This window comes from Amphritea sp., assembly GCF_050300915.1.
Classification (GTDB): domain Bacteria; phylum Pseudomonadota; class Gammaproteobacteria; order Pseudomonadales; family Balneatricaceae; genus Amphritea.
Genome location: NZ_JBNKYN010000065.1, coordinates 1 through 24,661 on the forward strand (window position 1 = coordinate 1; position 24,661 = coordinate 24,661).

Below are 24,661 nucleotides of genomic sequence, written 5' to 3' on the forward strand. Positions count from 1 at the left end.
AGCCTACTTTATGAATCTGATGAACAAGGTTTTCATGGAATATCTAGAAAAGTTTCTCGTGGTGTTCGTCGATGATATATTGGCATACTAAAGGAGTGAGGAAGAATGTGAGGAACTTCTCCTTTTATTTTTGTAGATGCTTTGAAATCATAGGTTGTATGCCATGTTGAGCAAGTGTGAGTTTTGGTTGAAGAAAGTTTCCTTCTTAGGTCATATCATCTCGAAGGGAGTAATATCTGTGGATCCAAGCAAGATTCAAGATGTATTGAGTTGGAATGCGCCTACGAGTGTCGGTGATATTCGGAGTTTTCTGGGATTGGCTGGATACTATCAGAGGTTTATCGATGAAAACAGTGATTAATATCAGCTGTGCAGCGGGCATAAAAAAGCCCCTGACGGGGCTTTAATGATTATTCAGAATCAGGCGCCAATTATGCCGCCATCAGTCCTCTGAATCGCCATAATGGTTGAACGAGGCTTGCTGTTACCGCCCGCAGGGAAGTGGGATGGTTTATCATCTTCACCTGGGTGTTGTACGCCTACAAACACTGTGCGCTGGTCCGGTGAGAATGTCAGACCCGTGATCTCACAGGCGATCGGGCCGGTGGCAAAGCGACGTACCTCTCCGGTTTGCGGATCAGCACAGAGCATCTGATTGTTACCCATACCTGCGAAGTCACCTTCGTTGGAATATTTTCCGTCAGTCAGAATCCACAGACGTCCATCGTTATCAAAGCCGAGCCCATCGGGGCTGTTGAACATATTCTCGTCATTGATGTTGGCAGAGCCTGCATAGAAGTCCTGGTGTACTGTCGGGTTACCGGCGACCAGGAACAGATCCCACTTGAAGGTGGTGGCGCTGTTATCGCCATTCGTTTCGTTCCAGCGAACAATCTGACCGTATTTGTTGTTGGCCCGTGGATTAGGGCCGCCAACCGGCTGATTGTCTTTCTTGCCACGGTACTTATTGTTGGTCAGGGTGCAGCAAACGGTCTTGGTTTTATGATTTACCGCTACCCACTCCGGACGATCCATGGTGGTGGCACCAACAACCGTCGCGGCTTCACGGGAGATCGGACTTCAGCCTGGCTGTTGAAACCATTCTCTTTAGTCAGACCATTTTTACCATAAGTCAGTTCGATCCACTCGCCGGAGCCCTTCACCTCACCGGGTTCAGCGTTGAAACGGGCAACGTAGAGTGTGCCTTCTTCCAGCAGGTTACGGTTAGCGGCTTTATCGGCAGCGTTGAAGGTGTGCTTGGATACGAATTTGTAGATGTGCTCGCCGCGTTCATCGTCGCCCAGATAGACCACAACGTGGCCGTTGTCGGCAACGATCACCGCCGCATTTTCATGCTTGAAACGACCCAGAGCGGTACGCTTCAGAGGGGTAGAGGTTGGGTCCATCGGGTCGATCTCGACGACCCAGCCGTGACGGTTTGGTTCGTTTGGCTCTTTATCGATATTAAAACGATCATCAAATTTGAACCACTGGTATTCACTGTCTTTCTTCAAACCATAACGCTTTTCGTGAGAGGTTTGCTCTCCCTCTGGTTTGGCGAAGAATCCGTTAAAGTTCTCTTCACAGGTCAGGTAGGTGCCCCATGGCGTTTCACCGTTGGCACAGTTGTTAAATGTTCCCAGCACTTTCTTGCCGCTGGCATCAACGCTGGTTTTCAGCAGATTATCACCCGCTGCAGGTCCGGTTAGCATCATTTCTGTATTGGCAGTGATACGGCGGTTGTATTCAGACTCTTTGCTGTATTTCCAGCCATCAGCGCTACGCTTAATTTCGAAGATTGAGACACCGACTGCCGCCTGCGCTTTTTTCACGTCATCGGCGGTCATCGCTTCGCCTCTATGATCGAACAGCAGAGGGTAGTTGGTATATTCGTTGTTGACTGCCAGGAGGCCGTGATCGTCAGACAGTGGGAAGAAGGTCATGCCGTCGGTGTTATCACCAAACTGGCCCGCTTGAGCGCTGGCAGGCTGAGTGCCGCTTTCGTCAAATGCTGGCGCGCCTTTCAGGATTGGGTCGCCCCAGGATATCAACGGTTTGGCAACATAACCTTCAGGCACCACGAAGGTATCAGCGGTGCTGGCTGGTACTTTGGTAAAGCCCAGCAGCTTGCTTTGAGGGTTACTGGTTGCCGCAATCGCTTCGGCAAGCGGGTTCGCAGCCAGAAACAGTCCCATAGCAGTGGCACCACCCTGCAAAAAGCGGCGACGGCTCAGGCCAGCATCGATGATTTTGCTGAAATCGGAGTCTAGTTCAGAGTGCATCGCTGAATCAGCCTGCAGAAGATCTTTGTTCATGCGTATATTCCTAAAAACGGCAGTGAGTGGAACTATTTTCTGCAGAGAAGACTAGACTGTGTTTATGTCTGCCGGATGACTTTAATGTGACAGAGTGGTGACACGACATCGGCATCGCTTTCGAAGCGCTTTTTACTATAAAAGCTAGTTATAGATCACGTCTCTGTGTTTTGCTACTGCCTATCCAAAAACGTAGCGTTAAGTGAGAATAGATGACGCTATGGATGCCGTTTGTTGAAGCGGCTGGTTTAAGATAGCCAGATTTTAAGGAACTATTGTTTAACAACGCTTACTTAATGAACGTACTTAAAAAGCTAACTTAAGGAACTAATCTATGCTGGTTTTAGTGTTGGGATTGATACTTTTTCTCGGAATTCACAGTGTTGCCATTGTGGCGATGCCACTGCGTAACCGGGCCGTAGCCGCCAGTGAAGTGGGTTGGAAACTACTATATGCGGTTATCTCCCTTCTGGGGCTGTGGCTGATCGCCAGAGGTTATGCGGCATACCGGCTTGACCCCTATATTGTCTATGTCACGCCGGGGTGGATGCGTCATCTGTCAGCGTTGTTGCTGTTACCGGTATTTATACTATTTCTGGCACCTTACTTTCCCGGGCGGATTAAGCGGGTCACCGTGCATCCGCAACTGATTGCGGTAAAACTCTGGGCGCTGTCCCATCTGCTGGTTAACGGAACACTGGGGGATCTGGTGCTGTTTGGTAGTTTTCTCACCTGGGCGGTGGTTGACCGTATCTCAATGAAACGACGCCAACAGCGGCCGCTGCCGGGTGCTCCGGCGTCTGCTTATAACGATGTTATTCTGATTGTTGCGGGGCTTGCTCTTTATGGTGTTACGGTTGTCTGGGGCCATAAGTGGTTAATCGGCGTCGCGCCTTTTGGTTGATAGCGCGGCACTCTGATGAGATAAATTCAGCCTGCCAGCTCCTCCAGCCCCGCTGTTTGCTCCAGGGCGCGGCTGGGGCTGAGCAGGTGCTGTCTGATTAGTTCCCGGGCCTTGTCTCCATCACCCGTCAACAGCGCATCAATCAGCTGTTGATGCTCTTTCTGATTAGCATCAAAAACGTCACTGTTAGCCATATTTTCTTTCAGCCAGAGATTGCGGTAACGGGATGCTTTTTCATATAAGGAACGGCGTACCTGTAGCAGGGTCGGTGAGTGACACCCCTGGGCAATCGCAGTATGAAACGCCTGATGGCGTCGTTCCCACTCCTGCGGGTCTTTATCGACCATATCACCGAACTTATGCATGGTGTGAGCCGCCGCCAGGATTCCCGCTTCCCACTCGTCATCGCCGCGCTCGAGTGCCAGCCCGATACAGAGGGCTTCAATTTCAGCCCGGGTTGCATAGATATCGCGCATCTCTTCCCGCGACACCGGGTGGACTTTAAAGCCCCGCTGGTTTTCAACCACCACCAGTTGTTCGATCAGTAGCTGGGACAGAGCCTCCCGCAACGGGCTGACGCCGATCTGATAGCGCTCTTTCAGACGGGTCATTTTAAGCTTTTCACCCGGCTTGAAATAGCCTGTAAGAATATCCTGTTTCAGATCACCTACCACTTTCAGGGCAGAATTATCGCCCCTGGCATCGTTTGCTGGTTTGGTCATTATCATGGTTTGAGAGGTCTGGTTTTTGTTTTTAAAGGATTTATTAAGGCTAATAAGTCACTTTTTCTGAGTCAGTTTAATTTATCGACATTAATTAGTTAAGACAAACACTAAAAAATATTGTTGACGTTTATTAAAAATGTCGACATTATTGCAATGCGTCGATGTTGGCAGTGACCCAGATCAACATATGCTTTATAAAATCCTCACTGTTGTTCCTGAAATGAAACGATCGGCCACAAAAACAACAAATTGACCACGTCTTACCTGGAGCTGCTGCGCCTTTGGTAAACGATACGAATACACTTTTGGAGAGATAAAGATGACTGCTTTGTTGCGTGAAGTTGAAACAGCTCAACCCCTGGGGTTTTCCGTTGCCCTTTATGCGGCAAATAAACGGCTGCAGGTTGTCACTCTGACCGCAGAGACTATTGCAGCGTTCGATGCGTCGATAGCACAGTGGCCGGTACAGGCGCTGGAATACAAACCGTTCCTGCGCTATGCGGTGGCTGATAAGCTGGATGCCATTACTGGTTACACTCTGGGTAAGTTTCTCAATGCAACCATGCAGGATCGCAATACCGGTGCTTTCCTGCTGCAGTATGAGGGCCAGCCAGATATTGCTGCAGGGGAGTTACGCACGGAGTTTGATATCAAACTGTCGACAGCGGTCTCTCATCTTGTCGGTCTGCCGAACCATGATGCGATGTATGGTAAGTACTATGCCCGTTTCACCGTGCTTAACGATGACAACTCTGATAGCTATTTGCGTCAGGCTCACCGCCGGATGGAGCTGCACAACGATGGTACCTATGTGAATGAGCGTACCGATTACGTACTGATGCAGAAGTTGGGTGAGGCACATATGGAGGGGGGCGATTCTCTGCTGCTGCATGTCGATGACTGGGCTGATCTGGATAAGTTCTATCGGCATCCGCTGGCAAAGAAAAACATTGTCTGGGGGGCGCCGAAGTCTAAAAATGTCGAGACAAAGGTTGAGCACGCTGTGTTTTTTGAAGAGGATAAAAACGGTAAACCGCATATGCTGTTTATCGATCAGTTTGCTGAGCCTCAGAATATGACCGAGGGTCTTTATCTCTATGAGATGGGTAAGTCTCTGGAGGAGGACGAGAATTTCTTCCGGGTTCGCCTGCCGGTCGGAACGATGCTGGTGATTCAGAACCATTGCTGGCTGCACGGTCGTGACAAGTTCGTTGCCCATCCTCAGTTGAGTCGTGAGCTGCTGCGTCAGCGTGGTCACTTCACCCGGTAACGGCTCACAGATATACTACGGCGGAGTCGATTGGTCGGCTCCGCCGTCTGTTTTAAAGCGTATTTAACTGATTCTATCTTTACGGGTGAAATGCATGACATACGATTACATCATTATAGGTGGCGGTATCGTCGGTATGTCTACCGGCTGGCAACTTCAGCAGCGCTTTCCTGACGCTAACATTCTGCTGTTGGAAAAGGAGTCGGTTTATTCTAAGCATCAGACGGGCCATAACAGTGGGGTTATCCACGCGGGTGTCTATTACGCGCCAGGCAGTCTGAAAGCGCAGTTCTGCAAAGCGGGTGTGGCTGCAACGATGCAGTTCTGTGATGAGAACGGTGTCGCTTATAATCAGTGCGGTAAACTGCTGGTTGCCACGAATGATCTTGAAGCAGAGCGGATGCAGGCGTTGTATAACCGTTGTATCGACAACGGTATTGATGTTGAGCTGCTGGATGCCGGACAACTGAAACAGCGGGAGCCCAATATTGTCGGTGTTGGGGCTATCCTGGTGAAAGATACTGCGATCGTTAACTATCAGCAGGTGACCACTAAGATGGCGGAGCGCTTTGTGGCGATGGGGGGAGATGCCCGTCTGAATCATAAAGTGACCGGTCTGTCGGAATCTGCCGATGAGGTCACTGTAGAGGCACTTCACAATGGTCAGTCGGTGAGTTTCAAAGGTAAGTTTCTGATCACCTGTTCCGGTCTGATGGCGGACCGGACAACAAAGATGCTGGGCATCAAAACTGATTTTCAGATCATCCCGTTCCGGGGTGAATATTACAAGTTGCCGGAAAAATACAACACCCTTGTTAACCACCTGATCTATCCGATTCCCGATCCCGATCTGCCCTTTCTGGGCGTCCACCTGACCCGGATGATCGATGGTTCTGTAACTGTGGGGCCAAACGCCGTGCAGGGCTGGAAGCGTGAAGGCTACGGCAAGATCAATATCAGCTTGCGGGATATCTGGGATATGGTGACCTTTCCGGGGTTCTGGCGGGTGCTCAAAGCCCATATCGGTACCGGTATTGTGGAAACCAAGAACTCCCTGTGGAAGCCGGGTTATCTGAAACTGGTGCAGAAGTACTGTCCGCAACTGAAAGTGGAAGATCTGCAACCCTATCCAGCGGGTATCCGTGCTCAGGCGGTGATGAATGATGGCTCACTGGTGCATGACTTCCTGTTTGCCGAAAGCCCAAGGTCGCTGCATGTCTGTAATGCACCCTCACCAGCAGCCACATCGGCAATCCCGATTGGCGCTTATATCTGTGACAAGGTGGCAGAGCAGCAGGGCTAAATAGCGTTGCATCATTTAATTATTAAACGCATTGGGGAAGGTAATGCCCCGGTGCGTTTTATATATAGGTTGGCGGTATAATATCCGATATTATTTTTATACACTGCGATCTGGATTCTGATCATCTTTTTCTGGTTAAGGATGTTTCAGTGGATAAATGGACTGTTTTTCAGGGAACTGATAGATGAAAAAGAAGCTTTTCTTTCTCCTGCCTTTTTTAACTATTGCCGGTTGTACTACCGCATCTTTACAGATTAAACCCACTCAGAATATTACCCTCGGCACGTCTGAGTATGTAACAGAGCCCAGTCTGATCAGAGTTATTGATAACAGGGACAACTCGGAACGCCAGTCCGGTTATGTATCAGACTATTTTAAAGGCTATCGTTTAGGTGATGAACAGTTGAACTTTGACAGACGGCAACTTCTTGAAAACTATCTTAATGCTCACCTTAAAACAGAGACGCCTCAGGCTATCACCCTCAGCACTTTTACACTTCACCACGTAGAACCTGAGACAGTTCTGGTAAGCAGCCGGAAATTGGGAGATCCGGATTATGCTCTGGGTGTAGAGTCTGTAGTAGGCGGTGCACTAGGAGCTGTGCTGGGTGAAGCAATCAGAGCAGGAGAGTCCACATCATATAAGAATGGAGACCCCTATTTTTTATGTACCATAAAATTGATCACGCAGGGGCAAAAAACTAGTATCAGGCACTATAAGGCACAAAATTACTATGCTGAGTTAAACCCAGAGAATCCGTTTGCTTCGGAGAGGTATACCTCCGGTCTGCGGGCAACTTTGAATTCATGTCTGGAGAAAACAGCGAATAAGTTGGCTAACAGTAAAAAATTCAGTGGGTTCACTTCCAGAGATGATTAACGCAGCAACAAAGTCAGATCATTATCAAATTAGTCAGTGTTCCAGATAATCGCTGAGTCGTTTTTCGTTATAACGTGAAAATGGAATAGGTTATTTATATGGCTGTTACAGGTAATATCAGAGCGTGGCTGATTGGCATGAGCACCATGCTTTTAGTGATAATTCTGTGTGTCGGTTCGGCCATTATATTTTTCAATCACCGATCTGATACTTACGAGGACGAGATTGTGCTTTTAATGAGTTCGGTTTTAGCCAGTTTTACCGATGAGGACTCTTTATCTGTTTATAATCTTGATAACAAACGTGCGTTGTCTTCTCTTGGAAAGTTCGAGGGGTGTTCAGAAAAGGATGAAAATAAGGTAAGTATACATTTTGGCCGTCCAACCAGAGCCTCTGTTATTCTTTACTGTGATTTTGCTGAGTCGAATGCAACTATTGAAGCTACTTTAGAGAGAGTTACTGACAAATGGAATGTGTTAACAATGTCTGTTACCAGTCCATTGTTTGTTGTGGAGCTACCCCGGAATCTAAAATATAAATGATGAAGTACAGAAGATGAAATTATTGATTTTATCTTTCTATATCTTAATAAGACGTGTCATAGATGGCGTTTAATCTTTTAGTTGATTCGCTATTTCCCTCTATCTGCTGTAATCTGGCGGCTAAAAGCATATACCTTGTTATCCGCCCATCTTCCATCAAGCCATCTGCTATCCACTTAATCCGTCAGGAAACAGTATGGCAGTCCGCGTTCGTTACGATACCCACGAGTTTGATAAAGTTGATATTCATCTGCGCAGCCTGCGCAGTAATCAGGAGTTTGAAGATAAGGATGGCCAGGCTGCCGCGCTGGGTATCTCTTCAGCCAGCTGGCCTTTGTTCGGTATTGTCTGGCCATCAGGACAGGTGTTGGCTCATCACCTGTTTCAGACCGACTTTAAAGATAAGCGTATTCTGGAGGTCGGTTGCGGTATCGGTCTCACCAGTATCCTGTTAAACCATCTTGAGGCTGATATTACCGCTACGGATTATCATCCCCAGGCAGAAGGTTTTATGCAGCGTAATACCGATCTTAATGATGATCCCCGGGTGCCCTTTGTGCGTACCGGCTGGGCTGACCCTATTACCGGTTTAGGTGAGTTTGATCTGATTATCGGCAGTGACCTGCTCTATGAAGATGAGCATGTGCAACAGTTGGCAGACTTTATCTGTCAGCACAGCAAACCTCAGGGACAGGTTATTCTGGTTGACCCCGGTAGGGGACGGCATGCTCGTTTCAGCCGGGCGATGGCTGAAGCAGGCTTCAGTCTGCTGGCTGAACGGCCACAACAACCTGGCTTTTTGATCGCGCCATTCAAGGGTGTGATCCTCAGTTATTCTCGATAGAATAATGACTTCATAAAGTTACATTATTGGGTCTTTATTGTGATTTTTTGCAATTAAGGTGCGATATTTGTTACTTTGTTGTATATCGATATGATTGGTCTATAATGTTCTCAAATCTTACTTTAACGGGGATTATCTCAACTTAAGTGATGATGTGGGGATATTATGGATCTTAGAGAAGGTTCTCCTGCAGCGGTCGCTGTTATTCTGGGAGAGCGGTTAAAACAAGCTCGGCTGAATGCCGATATGACTCAGACACAGGTGTCTGAGTTGTCTGGCGTTTCCCGCAAAATGGTGATGGGGGCAGAGAAGGGAAAGGTACAGCTGGAAACACTGATCGCCATTATGCAGGTTCTGGGGTTGAGTGACCATTTAAACCGTTTTCTGCCTGAACAAACGATCTCGCCGGTGCAGCTGGCGCGGTTGCAGGGCAAAAAACGGCAGCGGGCATCGGGTAGCACCAGCGTTAAACCTGAGGGGGACTCTGAATGGTGATGCAGGTCGTCAGGGTTCTCTATCATGACCAGGAGGCTGGTGCAGTGAGTTTTGATACTGACACCGGGGTAGGGGCGTTTGAGTATAGCCCCAGGTTTATTCAAAGCGGTATCGAGCTGTCTCCTATTAAAATGCCGCTGTCCCCGCGTATCTATAGTTTTCCCGAGCTGGAATATGCAACATTTAAAGGGCTGCCCGGACTGATCGCCGATTCGCTGCCGGATGATTTTGGTAATGCGGTGCTCAATGCCTGGGTGTCCAGTCAGGGTAAGCTGCCTGGTGATATTACGCCGCTGCAGCGCTTGCAGTTTACTGGTACGCGGGGGATCGGTGCGCTCGAATATGCCCCGGCCACCCGGCTGAAAAAACTCAATGCATCGCAACAGGTAGAGATCGAGTCGCTGGTGGCGATCGCTCAGGAGATTCTCGACAATCACTCTGATTTTTCGGTAGAGCTTTCCCGGGAGGGGCAGGAAAATCGCGAAGCGATGCTTGCGCTGCTCTCTGTGGGGATGAGTGCTGGCGGTGCCCGGCCAAAAGCGGTGCTGGCGTTTAATGAGGATTTTACTCAGGTCCGCTCCGGGCAGACCGGGGTGCCAGAGGGGTTTACTCACTACCTGATGAAGTTTGATGGCGTCAGTGAGCATCACCGGAACCGGGAGACCTTCGGCGACCCGCTGGGTTATGGGGCGATGGAGTTTGTCTATTCCCTGATGGCGGGGGCCTGCGGCATCCGGATGATGCCCTGTCAGTTACTCAACGAGGGCAACCGGCGGCACTTCATTACTCAGCGATTTGATCGTCAGGGGGATAACAAGATACATGTACAGACACTCAACGGTATTGCCCATGTGGATTATAAAAAACCGGGGTCGTTCTCTTATGCCGAGTTATTTGGGGTTGCACGACAGCTGAGACTGTCCGCCAGTGATGCCGCTCAGCTAATGCGGCGGATGGTGTTTAATATTGTTGCCCGCAACCATGATGATCATGCTAAAAACTTTGCCTTTATGCTGCAGCCTGAGGATCCCTCGCAGCCGTTGTCGCCACCCCGGTGGCAGTTGGCTCCCGCATATGACCTGGCGTATAGCTACAAACCCGGCAGCCCCTGGGTGAACAGTCACTGGATGTCGCTGAATGGTAAACGGGATGGCTTTACCCGGGCTGACCTCTATTCTCTGGAAAAGCTCAGTCCATTGTTTTCGCGGCAGAAGATTGATCAGATTATTGATGAAACCGTTGAACAGGTATCAAACTGGCGCAAGCTGGCAACGGAACATGCTGTACCGGCGGGGTTGGTTGATGAGATTGAAACGAATCTCAGGTTAACGCTGTAACGCCTGGGATATCGGTAACGATGATGCTGTCATACAGATCGCTCGCTTCCCGGATCTGATAACCAGGGAGAAGCGAAAACAGGGGGGAAGAAAACGCGAACTTTCGGGGATTACTCAAACACAATACGCAGGGGCTCACCGAAATCGTCATAGATCACTTTCTTACGCTGACGGGTACTCTTTTGCGCCGCGACTGCCCGTTGAGTACGCTCGGCTTTGCGGGCATCAATCTGAGCCAGTACGCCGTTCAGCGGGGTGCGCTCCTGCCGTTGAGGGTTGAGAATAAAGCCCGCATTGCGATAAGAGCCATTAATCAGACCTGTAGCACCGGTAGCGACTTCAGCAACCTGACCACCCTGTTTAAGGAAAGCCTGGGTTTGCAGCTGTAATTGCTTGCGCAGTTCTGATTTGGTCTGGCGCTTTATCATCGTTAATTTCCCCGGATGTGTATAATAAACGATCAATTATGCCTTATTTCGTACTGCAATAGCAAAAGAGATCCCCATTTTGAGTCCATAAGTTAACTATTTATCGTTATCTGATCTGTGAATCAGCTTTTTCTCCAGCTCAACGGCCATAAACAGTAACAGTCCTACCAACAGAATTTTCCCCCAGGCGGCGGCATCAATCGGTGTAGTGTGAAAGAACAGCTGCATGATGGGCAGATAGGTAAACAGCAGCTGAAACAGCATCACCAGGGCGATCGCATACAGTGCATAGCGGTTTCCAAGAAGTCCATCCCTGTTCAAGACTGAGCGACTGAGAAAGCGTGAGTTCAGCAGGTAAAACACTTCCAGTACGACCAGCGTGTTCACCGCAATCGTTCTGGCGGTATCTATGTCGGTGCCGTTACTGCGCTCCCAGAGAAACAGGCCAAAGGTTCCCGCAACCATTAATAATGAGACAAATGCAATTCGCCAGATCATAAAGGGGGAGAGTATCGGTTTGTGGGTGTTGCGCGGTGGACGCTGCATCACCCCCGGTTCTGTTGGCTCAAATGTCAGCGCCAGCGCCAGGGTGACAGCGGTGATCATATTTACCCAAAGAATCTGCGCGGGTGTCACTGCCAGCTGGGTGCCCAGTGCAATGGCTGCCAGTACTGTCAGCGCTTCACCGCCGTTGGTTGGCAAAATAAACAGAATCGATTTGCTAATGTTATCGAATACCGTCCGTCCCTCTTCGATGGCATAGGTGATAGAGGCAAAATTATCATCAGCCAGCACCATCTCTGATGCCTCTTTGGCGGCCTCTGTTCCCTTAAGTCCCATGGATGTGCCGACATCTGCACGTTTCAGCGAGGGGGCATCATTGACGCCATCTCCGGTCATCGCGACGACATATCCTCTGGTCTGCAGGCACTTAACAATGCGCAGCTTATGTTCCGGGCTGGCCCGGGCAAACACGTCAGTCTGTTCAACATACTGCTCTAACTGGTTATCGCTCATCTGCTCTATCTGATGACCGGTCAGGGCGCGGGGTGACTGGGTGATGCCCATCTGCATTGCGATTGCGGTGGCGGTAATGACGTGGTCGCCGGTAATCATTTTGACTTTGATACCGGCCTGATGACATCTGGTGACCGCCTCAATTGCCTCATCCCTTGGCGGGTCAATAATACCGACCACCCCCAGAAGGGTCAGGTTGTTGCTAATATCGCTGAAGTGCAGTGTCCGGTGTTCCTCCGGCAGATCCAGCATAGCCAGCGCAAGGGTGCGTTGTCCCTGACTGGCGATCAGCTCCTGCTGATTGGTCCAGAACGGCAGATCCACCGGTGTGGTGTTATCCCCCTCAAGTTGCCATTGGCAGCGGGGCAGAATCGCTTCTATCGCCCCTTTGATATAGACCGCTCCAGTGCCTTGATGGTCATGGTGCAGAGTGGCCATCAGGCGGTGCTCAGACTCAAACGGAATCAGGTCATCCCGGGGCATCTCCAGCAGTAACTCGTGCAGATCAATACCGGATTTAGCGCCCAGTACCAGCAGTGCTCCCTCGGTCGGGTCACCTTCGATCAGCCACTCTCCCTCTTTCTGTATCAGTCTGGCTTCATTACAGAGTACGCTGGCGCGGCAGAGTAGTTGCAGTTCTGTCAGGTTATGCAGATTCAGGTCCTGGTGATGGCAGGTGAAGGTGCCGTGGGGGTTGTAACCTATGCCGCTAATATCTGCACTGCAGCGTGCCATCACCACTGTGGTCACTGTCATCTCGTTGCGGGTCAGGGTGCCGGTTTTATCTGAGCAGATAACAGAGACTGACCCGAGGGTTTCGACTGCGGGCAGACGGCGGATAATTGCGTGACGTTTGGCCATGCGCTGCACGCCGATCGCCAGGGCGATAGTGATGATCGCGGGCAACCCTTCCGGAATGGCAGCCACCGCAAGTCCCACCGCCGCAAGGAACATATCGCCCAGGGCATAGTCTCTTACCCAATAGCCGAACATCAACGTGGCCATTGCGATCAGCAGGATCGAGCCGGTCAGCCAGCGGGCAAAGCTGTCTAACTGACGTGTCAGTGGTGTAGTCAGCGTGCTGACCTCGGTCAGGAGTGTACTGATCCGGCCGATCTCGGTATCAGATCCGATGGCAATCACGGTACCTGTGCCCTGACCGAAGCTGACCAGTGTGCCGGAGAACGCAAGATTAGTTCGGTCGCCGAGATCAGCCTCAGGGGCGACCGGTTCCGTCTGCTTAGTCACCGGAACAGACTCTCCTGTCAATAGCGCTTCATCGATATTCAGTTCTTTGAGCTTATGCAGGTGCAGATCTGCGGGCACCCGGTCGCCGGACTGGATAAAGACAATGTCCCCAGGAACCAGTTCTTCGGCAGCCACCTGTTGCCGATGTCCGTCACGAATAACAACCGCTTGTTGTGACAGCATATTACGCACCGCATCGATCGCTTTTTCCGCCTTTCCCTCCTGAAAAAATCCCACCAGAGCATTAATCAGCACAACCGCAGTGATAACACCGGAGTCCACCTGATGACCTAACGCCGCGGTAACCACTGCGGCCACCATCAGCACATAGATGAGAACATTGTTGAACTGTGCCAGCAGACGTTTAAGCTGGCTCCTGCGGGGTGGGGCTGGCAGCCGGTTGCTACCATATTTTTGCTGACGCTCGCGAACCTGTGCAGCGCTCAGCCCCTGAGGGGAGGTTTCTAACAGCTGCTCTATCTGTGCCGAATTACAGGTATGCCACTGGGGTTTTTCTTGATCCGGAGAGCTGCCGGCACCCCCGATGGAGCAACTGTCTGTAGAACCGCCTGATAAGCTATCCATAATTTTCGTCCCGATGGTTGAAAATACAGTATAAGAATAGCTAATAATGCTGCAGGTGCGGCATGCTGTTGGTCAACAGATAGCCCCGGTAAGAGATTAGCGGAATAAACGCTGACCGGGGTCATAAGATGAAGGTTTCTCTGCTTAAAAACGTAATGTGGTGAAGGGGAGTACTGCGTTCAGCCCGCATCAATCCAGTGAAGCGCTTGCAGAAACTGACTCTCCGTGAAGTGTTGCGTTTCCCCGTCGATAAAGGCTTCGCCGATTTTGACCGCCCAGTCGAGCCAGGCAGCACCACCGACGACCGCCAGGCGGATAAAGTCACTGCGGTGATGGATACCCAGTTTGGCATCTTCCCACATTGCGCCGACCTCCCAGCCTGTAAACGCATGGTCGAGATAGATCAGACAGCGAATCCGGCCATGGGCCGCGACTTTCTCTTCCAGTAAGGGGAGAAAGGTCTCCTGATAGTCGGCGGTTGTGAGTTTTTCGCTGGCCTGTAACACCATGATATCTCCGGCTGTTTCCGGCAGAATATAAAGCATCGCTGTTTCCTTTCATCTCGCAGAGGTTGGTGTGTAGTGTATCGGCGTTGATGCCAGTGTCAAAAAAGAATCAAATCAGCCGATATAGTGAGGTGGATACAGGTTAGCGACATGGGACCGCTATTTATAACCAGAGTGCTTCTAACGAGACGGTTTAATAAGAGATCTTTTATGACGAGAGTTGTTGCCCTGATTTTACTGCTGAGTCTAGGTGGCTGTGGTACGCCATCCTACCAGCCAGCAGATTCGCTTACCCCGGTAGCTGAACACTCCGGGGTGCGGGCGCGACTGCTGCAGCAGTATCATGAATGGCAGGGCGTACCTTATCGCTTAGGGGGCATGGATAAGCACGGCGTGGATTGCTCTGCCTTTACGCAGCTGACGGTGCGGCAGCAGCTGGGCATCGACCTTCCCCGGACAACCCGTGCGCAGTCGCAGGTGGGACGACAGGTTGATATTCGCCACGTGCAGCCTGGGGATCTTCTGTTTTATCGCTCCCGAACCAAGCTCCGACATGTGGGAATCTATCTCGGTAACGGTGAGTTTCTGCATGCCTCGACCAGTCAGGGGGTGGTGATATCATCGCTAAATAATCCCTATTGGGTGGAACACTTCTGGCAGGCCCGCCGTTTGACCGATTAATGTTGAGATGCTGCGAATGCTTAGCGATTGTTGCTGGCCGGCATTCTGGTATAGTGTCGCGGCACTTTATTGAATTTGACAGTATCGGGTTGTAATGAGTTATCAGTCGATTGAGCAATATAAAAAAGCCTGGATTTTCAGGCATAAAGACCTGCCAGTGAGTGAAGCGGATCTGGCGCAGATTAAACCACTCACCGAAGCACGGGCAGAGCAGGTTTGGTCGCAGCAGATTAGCAAGCATTGTAATCACCCGGGGTTGTTTGGCGCAGACGACTGGGCTAATAAAAACCAGACCTGGCTGCAAACTGATAACTGGCAGCAGGTCTGGGAATCTGAAGATCCCGCACTGCCTGCATTGCTGGCGGAACACCTGCAATGGGATGATCAGACCGTTGTCTGGTTTTGTTACAACAGCGAGCATGTGATTGAAACTCGCTGGGATGTGTTTTGCCGCAACTGGAAAAACTTTCTCTTCTTTGATGATGGTCCGTTATTGATTGGTCGCAAGCGCAAGCAGGTTGCCCAGTTTCATCAGACCGGCAACTATCGTATTGGTAATCGTAAATAGACCTGTCTGACTGGTTAATTCTGACCTTTAAGCCCGGCCAGGATTCACCTTCTAATCACCGTTAACTTCATTTTTAAAACCTCGCCAGGGATAGTGAGTGCCAGGGATGGATTCCTGCTGTTATCTTTAAGGAAATCCTATGTTTCGTCGTCCTCTTGTTGCTTTGTTGATCATACTGCTGCCAGCTGTCGCGGTTGCAGACTCGCCGCCTTCGTTCAGTAAATCTAAGCGTATTCTTGCTGAGATGTATCAGGCAAATCCCGTTAGCTTCTATTGTGGTTGTGACTATCATAATGAAGGGAAAAAACTGGTGCCCGACTGGGAGAGCTGCGGCTATACTCCGCGTAAAAATGCTAACCGGGCCGCGCGAATAGAGTGGGAGCATGTGGTGCCCGCCTGGGCGTTTGGCCATCAGCTGCAGTGCTGGCAGGAGGGGGGGCGTAAAGCCTGTAAAAATGATCCAAAATTTAATCGAATGGAAGCGGACCTGCATAATCTGGTGCCCGCGATAGGTGAGGTGAACGGCGATCGTTCAAACTTCAGTTTCGCCCAACTGGAAGGCGAGCCACGGGTCTATGGCCGGTGTGATATGGAGGTTGACTTTAAAGGTCGTAAAGTTGAGCCGCCGCAGAACCGCCAGGGGGATATCGCCCGTACCTATTTCTATATGCGTGATCAGTATGGCCTGAAGATCAGCTCCAAGCAGGAAAAACTGTTTACCGCCTGGAATGCTCAGGACCCGGTAGATAGCTGGGAGTTGCAGCGTAATCAGATGATCACGGCGTTGCAGGGCAATAGTAATGCCTATGTTCGGCCTGCAGATGATCAGACTGATATGGCACTTGAAACGAAGAGGGTTAAGTCATCTGACAATAAAGCTGGCAATGCCGATGAGGTTGCTAACGACTCGCTGGTTAAGCGGCTGCTGACAAAACTGGGGCAACTTTAACCGGGTGTGACCGGTTATTTAGCTGCGAGGCTGCTGCCTGAATTTTTTGTGCCAGCTGGCAAACTGTTTAGCGGTCATTGCGCTGGCGTAGAAAAATCCCTGAGCATAATCGCAGCTTGCCTGATGCATCAGGTTTTGCTGTTCCAGGGTTTCAATTCCTTCAGCGATCACTTGCAGTCCCAGAGTATGCGCCATAACGATGATGGCGTTACACAGCAGCAGATCATCTGAATCTGAATGCAGGTTGCGGACAAAGGTGCGGTCAATCTTCAGATAATCAATATCCATCCGGCTCAGATGGGCGAGGGATGAGAAACTGGTACCGAAGTCATCCAGCCCTATCTGAATATTGGCATCCCGTAACTGGACAATTTTCTGCTGGGTTTCCGCCGAGGACTCCATCAGCAGCCCTTCGCTGATCTCGATACTCAGTTCCGAGTTCTGGATGTCGGATTCCCGGGCTAACTGCAGCCAGCGCTGCTGGGCTGGGTTGTCCGTATTGCTATTAAAATGGGCTGCGGAGGCATTGATACAGATCTGGATCTCAGGATTGAGCTGTTTGCGCCACTGCCTGGCCTGCTGTAATGCTTCACGGAACATCCACTCACCCAGATCATCAATGATGCCACTCTGTTCTGCCGCCTCAATAAACTGATGAGGAAACATTAACCCTTCATCCGGATGGTTCCAGCGGATCAGCGCTTCTGCTTTGACCACCGACATAGTTTCCAGGCTGATAACCGGTTGGTAGTAGAGTTGAAACTGCTGTTTGCTGATCGCACGGCGTAACGCTTTAATCAGGTTGTTGCGTTTCAGTGACAGGGTTTGCATACCCTCCGTGAAAAAGTGCAGTTTACTGCGGCCTGCCGCTTTAGCCGCATACATCGCCTGATCGGCGTTCTTAATCAGTTGTTCGGCATTTTCGCCATCCTGAGGGTAGAGGGTTGCGCCAATACTGGCTGAGATATAACGCTGCTGATTTTCCAGCTCAAATGGCTGCTGTAGCAGAGAGAGGATCTTTTCCCCGACCTGCTCGACCTGCGAGCTACTCTCTATCTGCGGCAGAATGATGGTGAACTCATCGCCTCCCAGTCGTGAGACGGTGTCACTGCTGCGCACCAGACTTTTAAAGCGTTCAGCAACCTCAACCAGCAGCTGATCGCCGACATTATGGCCGAGGGTATCGTTGATCTCTTTAAAGCGATCAAGGTCAAGAAACAGCAGTGCCAGTGAGGATTTTGAACGGGCCGCCAGGCGAATTTCCTGAGTCAGACGATCCATAAACATCCGCCGGTTGGGCAGGTTTGTCAGCGGGTCAAAGTTCGCCTGGGTCCATATCAGTTCTTCGGTTTGCTTTTTCTCAGTGATATCTGAAAAAGTGGCGATGCGTTGATAGACCGTGTTGTCATCGTTAAAGATGGTATTGATATTCAGCCAGGCGATATAGATGGAGCCATCTTTATGCCGGTTCCAGATCTCCCCCTGCCACTTACCTGTATCGCTCAGATTACCCAGCATATCTTCGTAGAATGAACTTTTATGCACTCCGGATCGAAGCAGTGTTGGCGGGTGACCAATCGCCTCTTCTGCCTGATAGCCGGTAATCTGGGTGAAGGCGTTATTGACCTTGATAATGTTATTATTGGCATCAACGATCATGATTGCGTCATTGCTTTCAAATGCCGCGGCAGCCAGGCGCAGCTGTTCGGTTTGTCGCTGCTGTTCAAAATTCATATGGGTTCCGGCGATGCACAGCGGGTGGCTGTTCTTGCCAAACCGTATCGGTTTGCCGCGGCTTTTTATCCAGAGCCAGGCGTTGTCGCTGGTGAGCAGCCTGAACTGTATTTCGGCAGTATGGTTATCGAGCAAGCGGGGCAGGAAGTTGACGTAAAAACGTACCTGATCTTCCGGGTGCATCAGTTTGCGGAATAGCTGCCGGTTGAGGTGAAACGCCTGATCCTTATACCCCAGCATCTTATAACACTGACTGTCCCAGTGGATCGTGTCGTTGGTCAGATCCCAGCTCCATAGGCCGGTCTGGGTGGCCTCCATTGTCAGGCGGTAGCGTTCTTCTGATTCTCTCAGTGCCAGTTCATAACGCTTATGGTTACGGTGTAACTGGTTAAAGGCATTAATCAGCTGGCCCACCTCATCGTTACTATTCACCGCCAGAACCTGCTCGCTAAGTTGGCCGTCTGCCATTTTGCGGATATCCCGTGAGGCATTGCGCAGGGGGGCCAGTAACTTCTTTAGCAGATAGGTGATTAAGCCTGCCATCAGAATGCAGATAACCAGGATCACGACAATGATCTTTTCGGTGAGCATATTGATGGTGGTCATCGCTTTGTGCAACGAATACGTGCGGATGACCACCCAGCCCATTTTGTCTAATTGGGCAGAGGCGAAGATGATCCGGTTGCCATCGATATCGCGGGTGATCCCTGATAACTCCCCAGCTTGTACCCGTTCAATGCAGTCACAGTGTTTCTCTTTCTGATAACTTTCAAGGGGGACCCCTTTTAGGGTGTCGGTCACATAGATACCCAGATTCGGGTCGATAATCATCACCCGGCCACCATCCGCGAATGTCTGCTGGGAGATCTCTTTCAGCAAGTTATCCTGAGCCAGCAGATTGACGCCAAAGATATAGCCGAGAATGCGGCCGGACGCCGAAAGGATGGGAGTGTCAATCGCAAATAACGGGCTTTTCAGTCCCCTGCCAAGTAGCGGTACCGTGATAACGCTGGATTTTCTCTGCCGGGCTTGTTCCAGGTGTTTACGGTCTGAATAATCCACACCGATACGGTTTGGCACTGTGGGATAGTCCACCAGAGAGATGCCTTCCCGGTTCAGCACCACGACGCCACCGTTGAACAGGGCGTGGAGCTGGGTATCTCGCTTCAGTATGTCCTGTATCTTTTCATTCGGATGCAGCCGGTATCGGGAGTGTAATGAGTCCGTGAACGATTCAAGATAATTCACCCGCTTTTGCAGCGCAGAGTCCATCTGCCGAACCACCATATCTACCATGGTCTGCTGCTGTTCAACCAGCAGCCTGGTCGAATCCTCCTGCAGGTATTTGAAGATCAGCAACATGATTGCACCCGCAGATAAAAGGAAACCTGCCAGTGTCAGTATTAAAACCCGGTTATGCAGAGATGTCGGTACAAAACGGTTAAAAACCATTCATGCATATCCATTTATTGTCGGTTAGGCTAACAGCACAACTTAATAGCCCGGCGTAACCGAAGGGTGCCGTTATCGCTCATCTAAGACTTCGTTGATGCACGCAGGCGGTTGAAGGTTTGAAATTAAATATTCACTAATGACTCCAGCTTAGCTTACTCAGTTCAAATTTAAACGCCAAAGTCGTCAAAATGGTGATTGCTGCTGTTGTGCAGAATGCCCAGTTGCCAGCGCCGATATGAACAATGGTCACTGACCTCCCGGAGTCTGTCGGGCACTGATAATTCTTTGCCTGAATAGCCGCAGGCATATTTAACCCGTCCGCTTTCAGGTATCATTTTTGACTTTTATAATCAGCCAGTCCGTGGCTTTCGGTATCTGTAAATGTTTCGATTTTTTGAGCGCCTGACTAACCCATATCCCGACCCTGAACCCCGCCAGCCACCGTCGGGTTTGTATGCTTTCTGCCGTTACTATATGCGGGGCATGGAGTGGCCGCTGCTGTTGATGACGCTGTGTTCTGCTCTGCTGGCGATGCTTGAGGTCTCCCTGTTTGGTTTTCTGGGACAACTGGTTGACTGGCTGAGCAACAAACAGCCAGATACCTTTTGGCAGGAGGAGGGTGGAGCCCTGATAGGGGTGGGGATTCTGCTGTTGCTGGGATTGCCGTTGCTGGTTGCACTGCACTCGCTGATTGTTCACCAGGTGTTGCTGGGCAACTTCCCGATGTCGATACGCTGGCTGGCGCACCGTTATCTGTTGCGCCAGAGTCTGTCGTTTTACCAGAATGATTTCGCCGGACGAATTGCCACTAAGGTGATGCAAACCTCCCTGGCCGTGCGTGAGGCGGTGATGAAACTGCTGGATGTACTGGTTTATATCGCGGTCTATTTTTTGTCGATGCTGGTATTGGTGGCGCAGTCTGATATTCGCCTGATGCTGCCATTGCTGGGATGGCTGGTGGGTTATTGCCTGTTGATGTGGTTTTTTGTGCCGCGTCTGAAGAACATTTCAGCGGTACAGGCGGATGCCCGCTCGTCGATGACCGGGCGGATTGTCGATAGTTATACCAATATCTCGACGGTGAAACTGTTCTCTCACAGTCAGCGCGAATCGGATTATGCCCGTGAAAGTATGGATGGTTTTCTGGACACCGTTTACCGGCAGATGAGGTTGGCAACGGGGCTGAATGTCACAGTGCAGTGCCTTAACTACCTGCTGCTGTTTGTCACCAGCGCGGTAGCCATCTATTTGTGGAGCTTCAGTCTGGTGACGGTGGGCGCGATTGCTATTGCTATCAGTCTGGCATTGCGTCTCAACGGTATGTCCCAGTGGATTATGTGGGAAGTGAGTATGCTGTTTGAGAATATTGGTACGGTGAATGATGGTATGAACACTCTGTCACAGCCCCTTGATGTCACCGATCAGCATGATGCGAAGCCACTGGTGGTGAATGCCGGAGCGATCTGCTTTGATAACGTGTCGTTTCACTATGATAAAACGGAAGGGGTGATCGAACATCTGAACCTGGATATCAGACCCGGTGAGAAAGTTGGTTTGGTAGGGCGCTCCGGTGCGGGTAAATCGACGCTGGTTAATCTGTTATTGCGTTTTCATGATCTGGCAGACGGCCAGATTCTGATCGATGGACAGGATATCAGCCAGGTGCAGCAGGACAGCCTGCGGCATCAGATCGGTATGGTGACTCAGGATACCTCTCTGCTGCACCGAAGCGTGCGCGAGAATATTCTTTATGGTCATCCGGATGCCTCCGATGAACAGATGATTGCGGCCGCCCGACGGGCAGAGGCCCACGAGTTTATCCTGGGTTTAAGCGATCCTCAGGGGCGCTGTGGTTATGACGCGCAGGTTGGCGAACGGGGTGTTAAGCTTTCCGGGGGGCAGCGCCAGCGAATTGCTATTGCCCGGGTGATTCTCAAGGATGCGCCGATTCTGATTCTCGATGAAGCGACCTCGGCACTGGACTCTGAAGTAGAAGCCGATATTCAGCGCGGCCTGTCCAACCTGATGCAGGGCAAAACCGTAATCGCGATTGCCCACCGGTTGTCGACGATCGCGGCGATGGACCGGCTTATCGTGCTGGATCAGGGGCGTATCGTCGAGCAGGGCAACCATTATGAGTTGGTGGCAAAAGAGGGGATTTATGCCCAGCTCTGGGCGCATCAGTCGGGTGGCTTTATCGGTATGGATGTTTAATAGGGCGGGTTTAACAATCGCTGCTAACGACAACAAGACAATAGGAGAGTCCTGATGCATGTGATCTCGTGGTGGTCGCTCGCCTGGTGCGCTCTGCCGGTGGTGCTTATTTCGGTCGTCTATACCCGCTGGTCAGGTAATGCCTCGGAAATACTTCTCTCTGCTGCGCGGATGACGCTGCAGCTGATCGGGGTCGGGTATGTGCTGGTGGCGCTGTTTGATAACCCCTCCCCATGGATTACCGTGACGGTTCTGATACTGATGATCTGTATCGCCAGCTGGATTGCGCTGCGCCCGGTGAATCATCAGCGCAACTATCTGAAACCCACGCTGATTGCGTTAAGCTGCTCCGCCGGATTACACCTGTTTATCTCTCTGGTGTTAGTGATAGGCGTTGAAACCTGGTATGAGCCGCGGGTGATCATCCCGTTGGCAGGGATGTATTTTGCCAATACTATGAACGCTATCAGTCTTGCCACCGAACGTTATAACTCTGAACTGGAAGAGGGGAAAGCGGAGCCGAAGGCCCGTTTGACGGCGTTCAAAGCGGCGATGATTCCCCAGATTAACGGTCTGCTGGCGGTGGGGCTGGTGTCGTTGCCGGGGATGATGACCGGACAGATTCTCTCCGGGGTATCGCCATTGATCGCGGTTCGTTACCAGATCATGATAATGACCATGGTATTGGGAAGCGGTGGTTGTGGTGCTGCATTGATGCTCTGGCAGCTCGGGCGTATGCAGCCCTCCGGGCCGACTGACGATGATACTGACAATAACAACAATCATCTGGCGGAGAACCAGCCATGAGTCAGAGACCTCTACTGTCCACCTTCGTTTTCACAGCGTTTGCACTGCTGGCCTTTGCTGGCAACTCTATACTGTGTCGGCTGGCATTGGGTGAGCAGAGTATCGATGCAGGCAGCTTTACGGTTATTCGCTTGTTATCCGGGATTGTTTCGCTGTCATTGCTCTGGTATCTCACCGGCGGGCACAAAACGGCAGTGGACAAGCAGAACACCGGTCGGGGGAGCTGGTCTGCCGCACTGATGCTGTTTATCTATGCGCTGGGGTTTTCCTATGCCTATATCAGTCTGGATACCGGTACCGGAGCGCTGATACTGTTTGGCGCGGTGCAGCTCACCATGATTATGCTTAGCCTGTTTCGCGGTACACGGCTGTTGTGGGTTGAGTGGCTGGGTCTGGTGCTGGCGTTCAGCGGCTTTGTTTACCTTCTTCTCCCAGTGCTCAATACTCCATCTCTCTGGGGATTTATCCTGATGACCAGTGCCGGTATTGCATGGGGTATCTATACCCTGATCGGGCGCGGATCGGTGAACCCGCTGGCTGATACTCAGGTTAATTTTTTCAGAACCCTGCCGCTGGTTATTCTGACACTGATCGTTACGCTCGTTCTGGGTAACGCAGTGCTCACCGTGGATGGCGTGTTATTAGCGATAGTCTCTGGCGCGGTTGCTTCAGGCCTGGGGTATGCCATCTGGTATCGCGCTCTGAGTGGGTTGTCTGCGGTACAGGCAGCGGTGTTGCAGCTGTTGGTTCCTGTTATAGCCGCAGCGGGTGGTGTGGTGTTTACCCATGAGGTTATTAGTATTCGACTGCTGATTGCCGCGCTACTGGTGTTAGGGGGAATCCTGCTGGTGGTGGCTGGGCGATACTATCTGCTGCAGTGGCGGGCTAAACTCCTTTGAGAGACCGCGTTAAATTTTCTACAAATAACTTGTTCAGACAGGTCGCAGGTGTGGCTCTGCGAATATTATAAATCGGTGAATAGTAACCGGAGTTTCAATTGATGATGGATAGCCATCTGTTTATCACGTTTCTCATCGCCATTACCCTGTTAACCCTGACGCCGGGGGTCGATACGATGGTGACCATCCGTAACAGCGCCCGCGGTGGCTGGAGAGATGGTTTTGCCACCAGTACTGGCATCTGTTGCGGGCTGTTTCTGCATGCCACGGTATCAGCGCTGGGGATCTCGGTGATCCTGTTGCAATCGGCTAATGCGTTTCATGTTCTCAAACTGATCGGTGCTGGTTATCTGATCTGGCTGGGGTTGAGTAGTCTGCGGGGGATTGTGAGCGGGGGCAGTATTTTTCGCTTGCCGGACTCTGGTGAAAGGGCGTTTGTGATTGGACGGTCATTACGGGAGGGGTTTCTTTCCAACGCACTTAACCCGAAAACCGCGCTGTTTTATATGGCTTTTCTGCCCCAGTTTATAGACCCGCAAGGGGCGGCGCTGACACAGTCCCTGTGGCTGGCGGGGATACATTTTATTATCGCTATGTTGTGGCAATGCAGCCTGGCGTTGGCGGTCAACAGTGCCCGCAACTGGTTGCAGAGCCAGGCCGTGAGTGTTGGCTTTAATGGGGTCAGCGGCGCGGTGCTGATCTATCTGGGTGCGCGGCTGGCGTTAACGGAGGATTAAGTATGGATATAACACAACTCTTTGGCATTGAATTGCCATTGATTCAGGCACCCATGGCTGGTGCTCAGGATGCTGCGTTGGCGATTGCGGTGAGTAACGCTGGCGGTCTGGGGTCGCTGCCCTGTGCGATGTTAAGCCCGGAGCAGCTCAGAAGCGAACTGGACACGATTCGCGCGGCCACCGATAAACCGGTCAACCTGAACTTTTTCGCTCATACC

At 51.0% G+C, this 24,661-nt stretch carries 23 protein-coding genes; 16 read left to right on the plus strand and 7 right to left on the minus strand.

Features of this window, described 5'->3' with window-relative positions; translation table 11 throughout:
* Positions 1 to 420: 420 nt before the first annotated feature.
* The gene (locus ACQY8X_RS15490; RefSeq protein ID WP_428036048.1) at positions 421 to 1,035 is read right to left on the minus strand and encodes a PhoX family protein; all 615 of its coding nucleotides are present in this window, start codon (positions 1,033 to 1,035) and stop codon (positions 421 to 423) included.
* Positions 1,014 to 2,315: a PhoX family protein gene (locus ACQY8X_RS15495; protein ID WP_428036049.1), complete on the minus strand. Its 1,302-nt coding sequence runs from the start codon at positions 2,313 to 2,315 to the stop codon at positions 1,014 to 1,016. Before ACQY8X_RS15495 ends, ACQY8X_RS15490 begins: the two co-directional genes overlap by 22 nt.
* Before the next feature lie 334 nt (positions 2,316 to 2,649).
* Here ACQY8X_RS15495 and ACQY8X_RS15500 point away from each other — a divergent pair, with 334 nt between their 5' ends.
* Positions 2,650 to 3,219, plus strand: coding sequence for an NnrU family protein (locus ACQY8X_RS15500; RefSeq protein WP_428036050.1), 570 nt, complete (start codon positions 2,650 to 2,652; stop codon positions 3,217 to 3,219).
* Between the two features lie 26 nt (positions 3,220 to 3,245).
* Here ACQY8X_RS15500 and csiR read toward each other — a convergent pair whose 3' ends face one another.
* The gene (gene csiR, locus ACQY8X_RS15505; RefSeq protein ID WP_428036051.1) at positions 3,246 to 3,941 is read right to left on the minus strand and encodes a DNA-binding transcriptional regulator CsiR; all 696 of its coding nucleotides are present in this window, start codon (positions 3,939 to 3,941) and stop codon (positions 3,246 to 3,248) included.
* A 322-nt stretch (positions 3,942 to 4,263) separates the two neighbouring features.
* On the opposite strand from csiR, the gene glaH reads away from it, so the two are divergent.
* The 7 genes from glaH (at position 4,264) to ACQY8X_RS15540 (ending at position 10,615) form a co-directional block, all read left to right on the plus strand.
* Positions 4,264 to 5,214: a glutarate dioxygenase GlaH gene (glaH, locus tag ACQY8X_RS15510; RefSeq protein ID WP_428036052.1), complete on the plus strand. Its 951-nt coding sequence runs from the start codon at positions 4,264 to 4,266 to the stop codon at positions 5,212 to 5,214.
* A 94-nt stretch (positions 5,215 to 5,308) separates the two neighbouring features.
* Positions 5,309 to 6,517: an L-2-hydroxyglutarate oxidase gene (gene lhgO, locus ACQY8X_RS15515; protein ID WP_428036053.1), complete on the plus strand. Its 1,209-nt coding sequence runs from the start codon at positions 5,309 to 5,311 to the stop codon at positions 6,515 to 6,517.
* A gap of 184 nt (positions 6,518 to 6,701) precedes the next feature.
* Positions 6,702 to 7,397, plus strand: coding sequence for a hypothetical protein (locus tag ACQY8X_RS15520; protein WP_428036054.1), 696 nt, complete (start codon positions 6,702 to 6,704; stop codon positions 7,395 to 7,397).
* Between the two features lie 98 nt (positions 7,398 to 7,495).
* A complete protein-coding gene (locus tag ACQY8X_RS15525; RefSeq protein ID WP_428036055.1) occupies positions 7,496 to 7,939 on the plus strand; it encodes a hypothetical protein in 444 nt (147 codons plus the stop codon).
* A 196-nt stretch (positions 7,940 to 8,135) separates the two neighbouring features.
* Positions 8,136 to 8,783, plus strand: coding sequence for a class I SAM-dependent methyltransferase (locus tag ACQY8X_RS15530; protein WP_428036056.1), 648 nt, complete (start codon positions 8,136 to 8,138; stop codon positions 8,781 to 8,783).
* Between the two features lie 165 nt (positions 8,784 to 8,948).
* Positions 8,949 to 9,278, plus strand: coding sequence for a helix-turn-helix transcriptional regulator (locus tag ACQY8X_RS15535; RefSeq protein WP_428036057.1), 330 nt, complete (start codon positions 8,949 to 8,951; stop codon positions 9,276 to 9,278).
* Positions 9,272 to 10,615 (plus strand): type II toxin-antitoxin system HipA family toxin, encoded by a 1,344-nt coding sequence (locus tag ACQY8X_RS15540; protein WP_428036058.1) that lies wholly within the window; start codon positions 9,272 to 9,274, stop codon positions 10,613 to 10,615. The genes ACQY8X_RS15535 and ACQY8X_RS15540 overlap by 7 nt, the downstream gene beginning before the upstream one ends.
* A 110-nt stretch (positions 10,616 to 10,725) precedes the next feature.
* Here the strand turns inward: ACQY8X_RS15540 and ACQY8X_RS15545 are convergent, their stop codons facing one another.
* The 3 genes from ACQY8X_RS15545 to ACQY8X_RS15555 all read right to left on the minus strand — a co-directional run bounded on the left by ACQY8X_RS15545 (position 10,726) and on the right by ACQY8X_RS15555 (position 14,438).
* A complete protein-coding gene (locus ACQY8X_RS15545) occupies positions 10,726 to 11,043 on the minus strand; it encodes a hypothetical protein (RefSeq protein ID WP_428036059.1) in 318 nt (105 codons plus the stop codon).
* 96 nt (positions 11,044 to 11,139) lie between these two features.
* The gene (locus ACQY8X_RS15550) at positions 11,140 to 13,893 is read right to left on the minus strand and encodes a cation-transporting P-type ATPase (RefSeq protein ID WP_428036060.1); all 2,754 of its coding nucleotides are present in this window, start codon (positions 13,891 to 13,893) and stop codon (positions 11,140 to 11,142) included.
* Between the two features lie 179 nt (positions 13,894 to 14,072).
* Positions 14,073 to 14,438: an STAS/SEC14 domain-containing protein gene (locus ACQY8X_RS15555; protein WP_428036061.1), complete on the minus strand. Its 366-nt coding sequence runs from the start codon at positions 14,436 to 14,438 to the stop codon at positions 14,073 to 14,075.
* Between the two features lie 171 nt (positions 14,439 to 14,609).
* Between ACQY8X_RS15555 and ACQY8X_RS15560 the strand changes: the two genes are divergently transcribed.
* The 3 genes from ACQY8X_RS15560 (at position 14,610) to ACQY8X_RS15570 (ending at position 16,597) form a co-directional block, all read left to right on the plus strand.
* Positions 14,610 to 15,080: an NlpC/P60 family protein gene (locus tag ACQY8X_RS15560; RefSeq protein ID WP_428036062.1), complete on the plus strand. Its 471-nt coding sequence runs from the start codon at positions 14,610 to 14,612 to the stop codon at positions 15,078 to 15,080.
* A 94-nt stretch (positions 15,081 to 15,174) separates the two neighbouring features.
* Positions 15,175 to 15,648 (plus strand): DUF2947 domain-containing protein, encoded by a 474-nt coding sequence (locus tag ACQY8X_RS15565; RefSeq protein ID WP_428036063.1) that lies wholly within the window; start codon positions 15,175 to 15,177, stop codon positions 15,646 to 15,648.
* Positions 15,649 to 15,787: 139 nt separating this feature from the next.
* Positions 15,788 to 16,597 (plus strand): endonuclease, encoded by an 810-nt coding sequence (locus tag ACQY8X_RS15570; RefSeq protein ID WP_428036064.1) that lies wholly within the window; start codon positions 15,788 to 15,790, stop codon positions 16,595 to 16,597.
* A gap of 18 nt (positions 16,598 to 16,615) precedes the next feature.
* Here ACQY8X_RS15570 and ACQY8X_RS15575 read toward each other — a convergent pair whose 3' ends face one another.
* On the minus strand, positions 16,616 to 19,783 hold the full coding sequence (locus ACQY8X_RS15575; RefSeq protein ID WP_428036065.1) for an EAL domain-containing protein: 3,168 nt from the start codon (positions 19,781 to 19,783) through the stop codon (positions 16,616 to 16,618).
* Positions 19,784 to 20,167: 384 nt separating this feature from the next.
* Between ACQY8X_RS15575 and ACQY8X_RS15580 the strand changes: the two genes are divergently transcribed.
* The 5 genes from ACQY8X_RS15580 to ACQY8X_RS15600 form a co-directional block, all read left to right on the plus strand.
* Complete coding sequence (locus ACQY8X_RS15580; RefSeq protein WP_428036066.1) at positions 20,168 to 22,000, plus strand: ABC transporter ATP-binding protein; 1,833 nt, start codon at positions 20,168 to 20,170, stop codon at positions 21,998 to 22,000.
* Positions 22,001 to 22,054: 54 nt separating this feature from the next.
* Positions 22,055 to 22,807 (plus strand): ABC transporter permease, encoded by a 753-nt coding sequence (locus ACQY8X_RS15585; protein ID WP_428036067.1) that lies wholly within the window; start codon positions 22,055 to 22,057, stop codon positions 22,805 to 22,807.
* Positions 22,804 to 23,706 carry a DMT family transporter gene (locus ACQY8X_RS15590; protein ID WP_428036068.1) on the plus strand — a complete coding sequence of 301 codons (903 nt, stop codon included), beginning with the start codon at positions 22,804 to 22,806 and terminating at the stop codon, positions 23,704 to 23,706. The genes ACQY8X_RS15585 and ACQY8X_RS15590 overlap by 4 nt, the downstream gene beginning before the upstream one ends.
* Before the next feature lie 104 nt (positions 23,707 to 23,810).
* Positions 23,811 to 24,443, plus strand: a complete 633-nt coding sequence (locus tag ACQY8X_RS15595) for a LysE family translocator (RefSeq protein ID WP_428036070.1) — start codon at positions 23,811 to 23,813, stop codon at positions 24,441 to 24,443.
* A 2-nt stretch (positions 24,444 to 24,445) separates the two neighbouring features.
* The coding region (locus tag ACQY8X_RS15600; protein ID WP_428036069.1) for an NAD(P)H-dependent flavin oxidoreductase at positions 24,446 to 24,661 on the plus strand (216 nt) is incomplete at its 3' end.

What these genes read in the sequence shown, in the direction of transcription:
- ACQY8X_RS15490 (WP_428036048.1), bottom strand. Translation starts at nt 1,035, where the DNA reads ATGGATCGTCCGGAGTGGGTAGCGGTAAATCATAAAACCAAGACCGTT.
- ACQY8X_RS15495 (WP_428036049.1), bottom strand. Translation starts at nt 2,315, where the DNA reads ATGAACAAAGATCTTCTGCAGGCTGATTCAGCGATGCACTCTGAACTA.
- ACQY8X_RS15500 (WP_428036050.1), top strand. Translation starts at nt 2,650, where the DNA reads ATGCTGGTTTTAGTGTTGGGATTGATACTTTTTCTCGGAATTCACAGT.
- csiR (WP_428036051.1), bottom strand. Translation starts at nt 3,941, where the DNA reads ATGACCAAACCAGCAAACGATGCCAGGGGCGATAATTCTGCCCTGAAA.
- glaH (WP_428036052.1), top strand. Translation starts at nt 4,264, where the DNA reads ATGACTGCTTTGTTGCGTGAAGTTGAAACAGCTCAACCCCTGGGGTTT.
- lhgO (WP_428036053.1), top strand. Translation starts at nt 5,309, where the DNA reads ATGACATACGATTACATCATTATAGGTGGCGGTATCGTCGGTATGTCT.
- ACQY8X_RS15520 (WP_428036054.1), top strand. Translation starts at nt 6,702, where the DNA reads ATGAAAAAGAAGCTTTTCTTTCTCCTGCCTTTTTTAACTATTGCCGGT.
- ACQY8X_RS15525 (WP_428036055.1), top strand. Translation starts at nt 7,496, where the DNA reads ATGGCTGTTACAGGTAATATCAGAGCGTGGCTGATTGGCATGAGCACC.
- ACQY8X_RS15530 (WP_428036056.1), top strand. Translation starts at nt 8,136, where the DNA reads ATGGCAGTCCGCGTTCGTTACGATACCCACGAGTTTGATAAAGTTGAT.
- ACQY8X_RS15535 (WP_428036057.1), top strand. Translation starts at nt 8,949, where the DNA reads ATGGATCTTAGAGAAGGTTCTCCTGCAGCGGTCGCTGTTATTCTGGGA.
- ACQY8X_RS15540 (WP_428036058.1), top strand. Translation starts at nt 9,272, where the DNA reads ATGGTGATGCAGGTCGTCAGGGTTCTCTATCATGACCAGGAGGCTGGT.
- ACQY8X_RS15545 (WP_428036059.1), bottom strand. Translation starts at nt 11,043, where the DNA reads ATGATAAAGCGCCAGACCAAATCAGAACTGCGCAAGCAATTACAGCTG.
- ACQY8X_RS15550 (WP_428036060.1), bottom strand. Translation starts at nt 13,893, where the DNA reads ATGGATAGCTTATCAGGCGGTTCTACAGACAGTTGCTCCATCGGGGGT.
- ACQY8X_RS15555 (WP_428036061.1), bottom strand. Translation starts at nt 14,438, where the DNA reads ATGCTTTATATTCTGCCGGAAACAGCCGGAGATATCATGGTGTTACAG.
- ACQY8X_RS15560 (WP_428036062.1), top strand. Translation starts at nt 14,610, where the DNA reads ATGACGAGAGTTGTTGCCCTGATTTTACTGCTGAGTCTAGGTGGCTGT.
- ACQY8X_RS15565 (WP_428036063.1), top strand. Translation starts at nt 15,175, where the DNA reads ATGAGTTATCAGTCGATTGAGCAATATAAAAAAGCCTGGATTTTCAGG.
- ACQY8X_RS15570 (WP_428036064.1), top strand. Translation starts at nt 15,788, where the DNA reads ATGTTTCGTCGTCCTCTTGTTGCTTTGTTGATCATACTGCTGCCAGCT.
- ACQY8X_RS15575 (WP_428036065.1), bottom strand. Translation starts at nt 19,783, where the DNA reads ATGGTTTTTAACCGTTTTGTACCGACATCTCTGCATAACCGGGTTTTA.
- ACQY8X_RS15580 (WP_428036066.1), top strand. Translation starts at nt 20,168, where the DNA reads ATGTTTCGATTTTTTGAGCGCCTGACTAACCCATATCCCGACCCTGAA.
- ACQY8X_RS15585 (WP_428036067.1), top strand. Translation starts at nt 22,055, where the DNA reads ATGCATGTGATCTCGTGGTGGTCGCTCGCCTGGTGCGCTCTGCCGGTG.
- ACQY8X_RS15590 (WP_428036068.1), top strand. Translation starts at nt 22,804, where the DNA reads ATGAGTCAGAGACCTCTACTGTCCACCTTCGTTTTCACAGCGTTTGCA.
- ACQY8X_RS15595 (WP_428036070.1), top strand. Translation starts at nt 23,811, where the DNA reads ATGGATAGCCATCTGTTTATCACGTTTCTCATCGCCATTACCCTGTTA.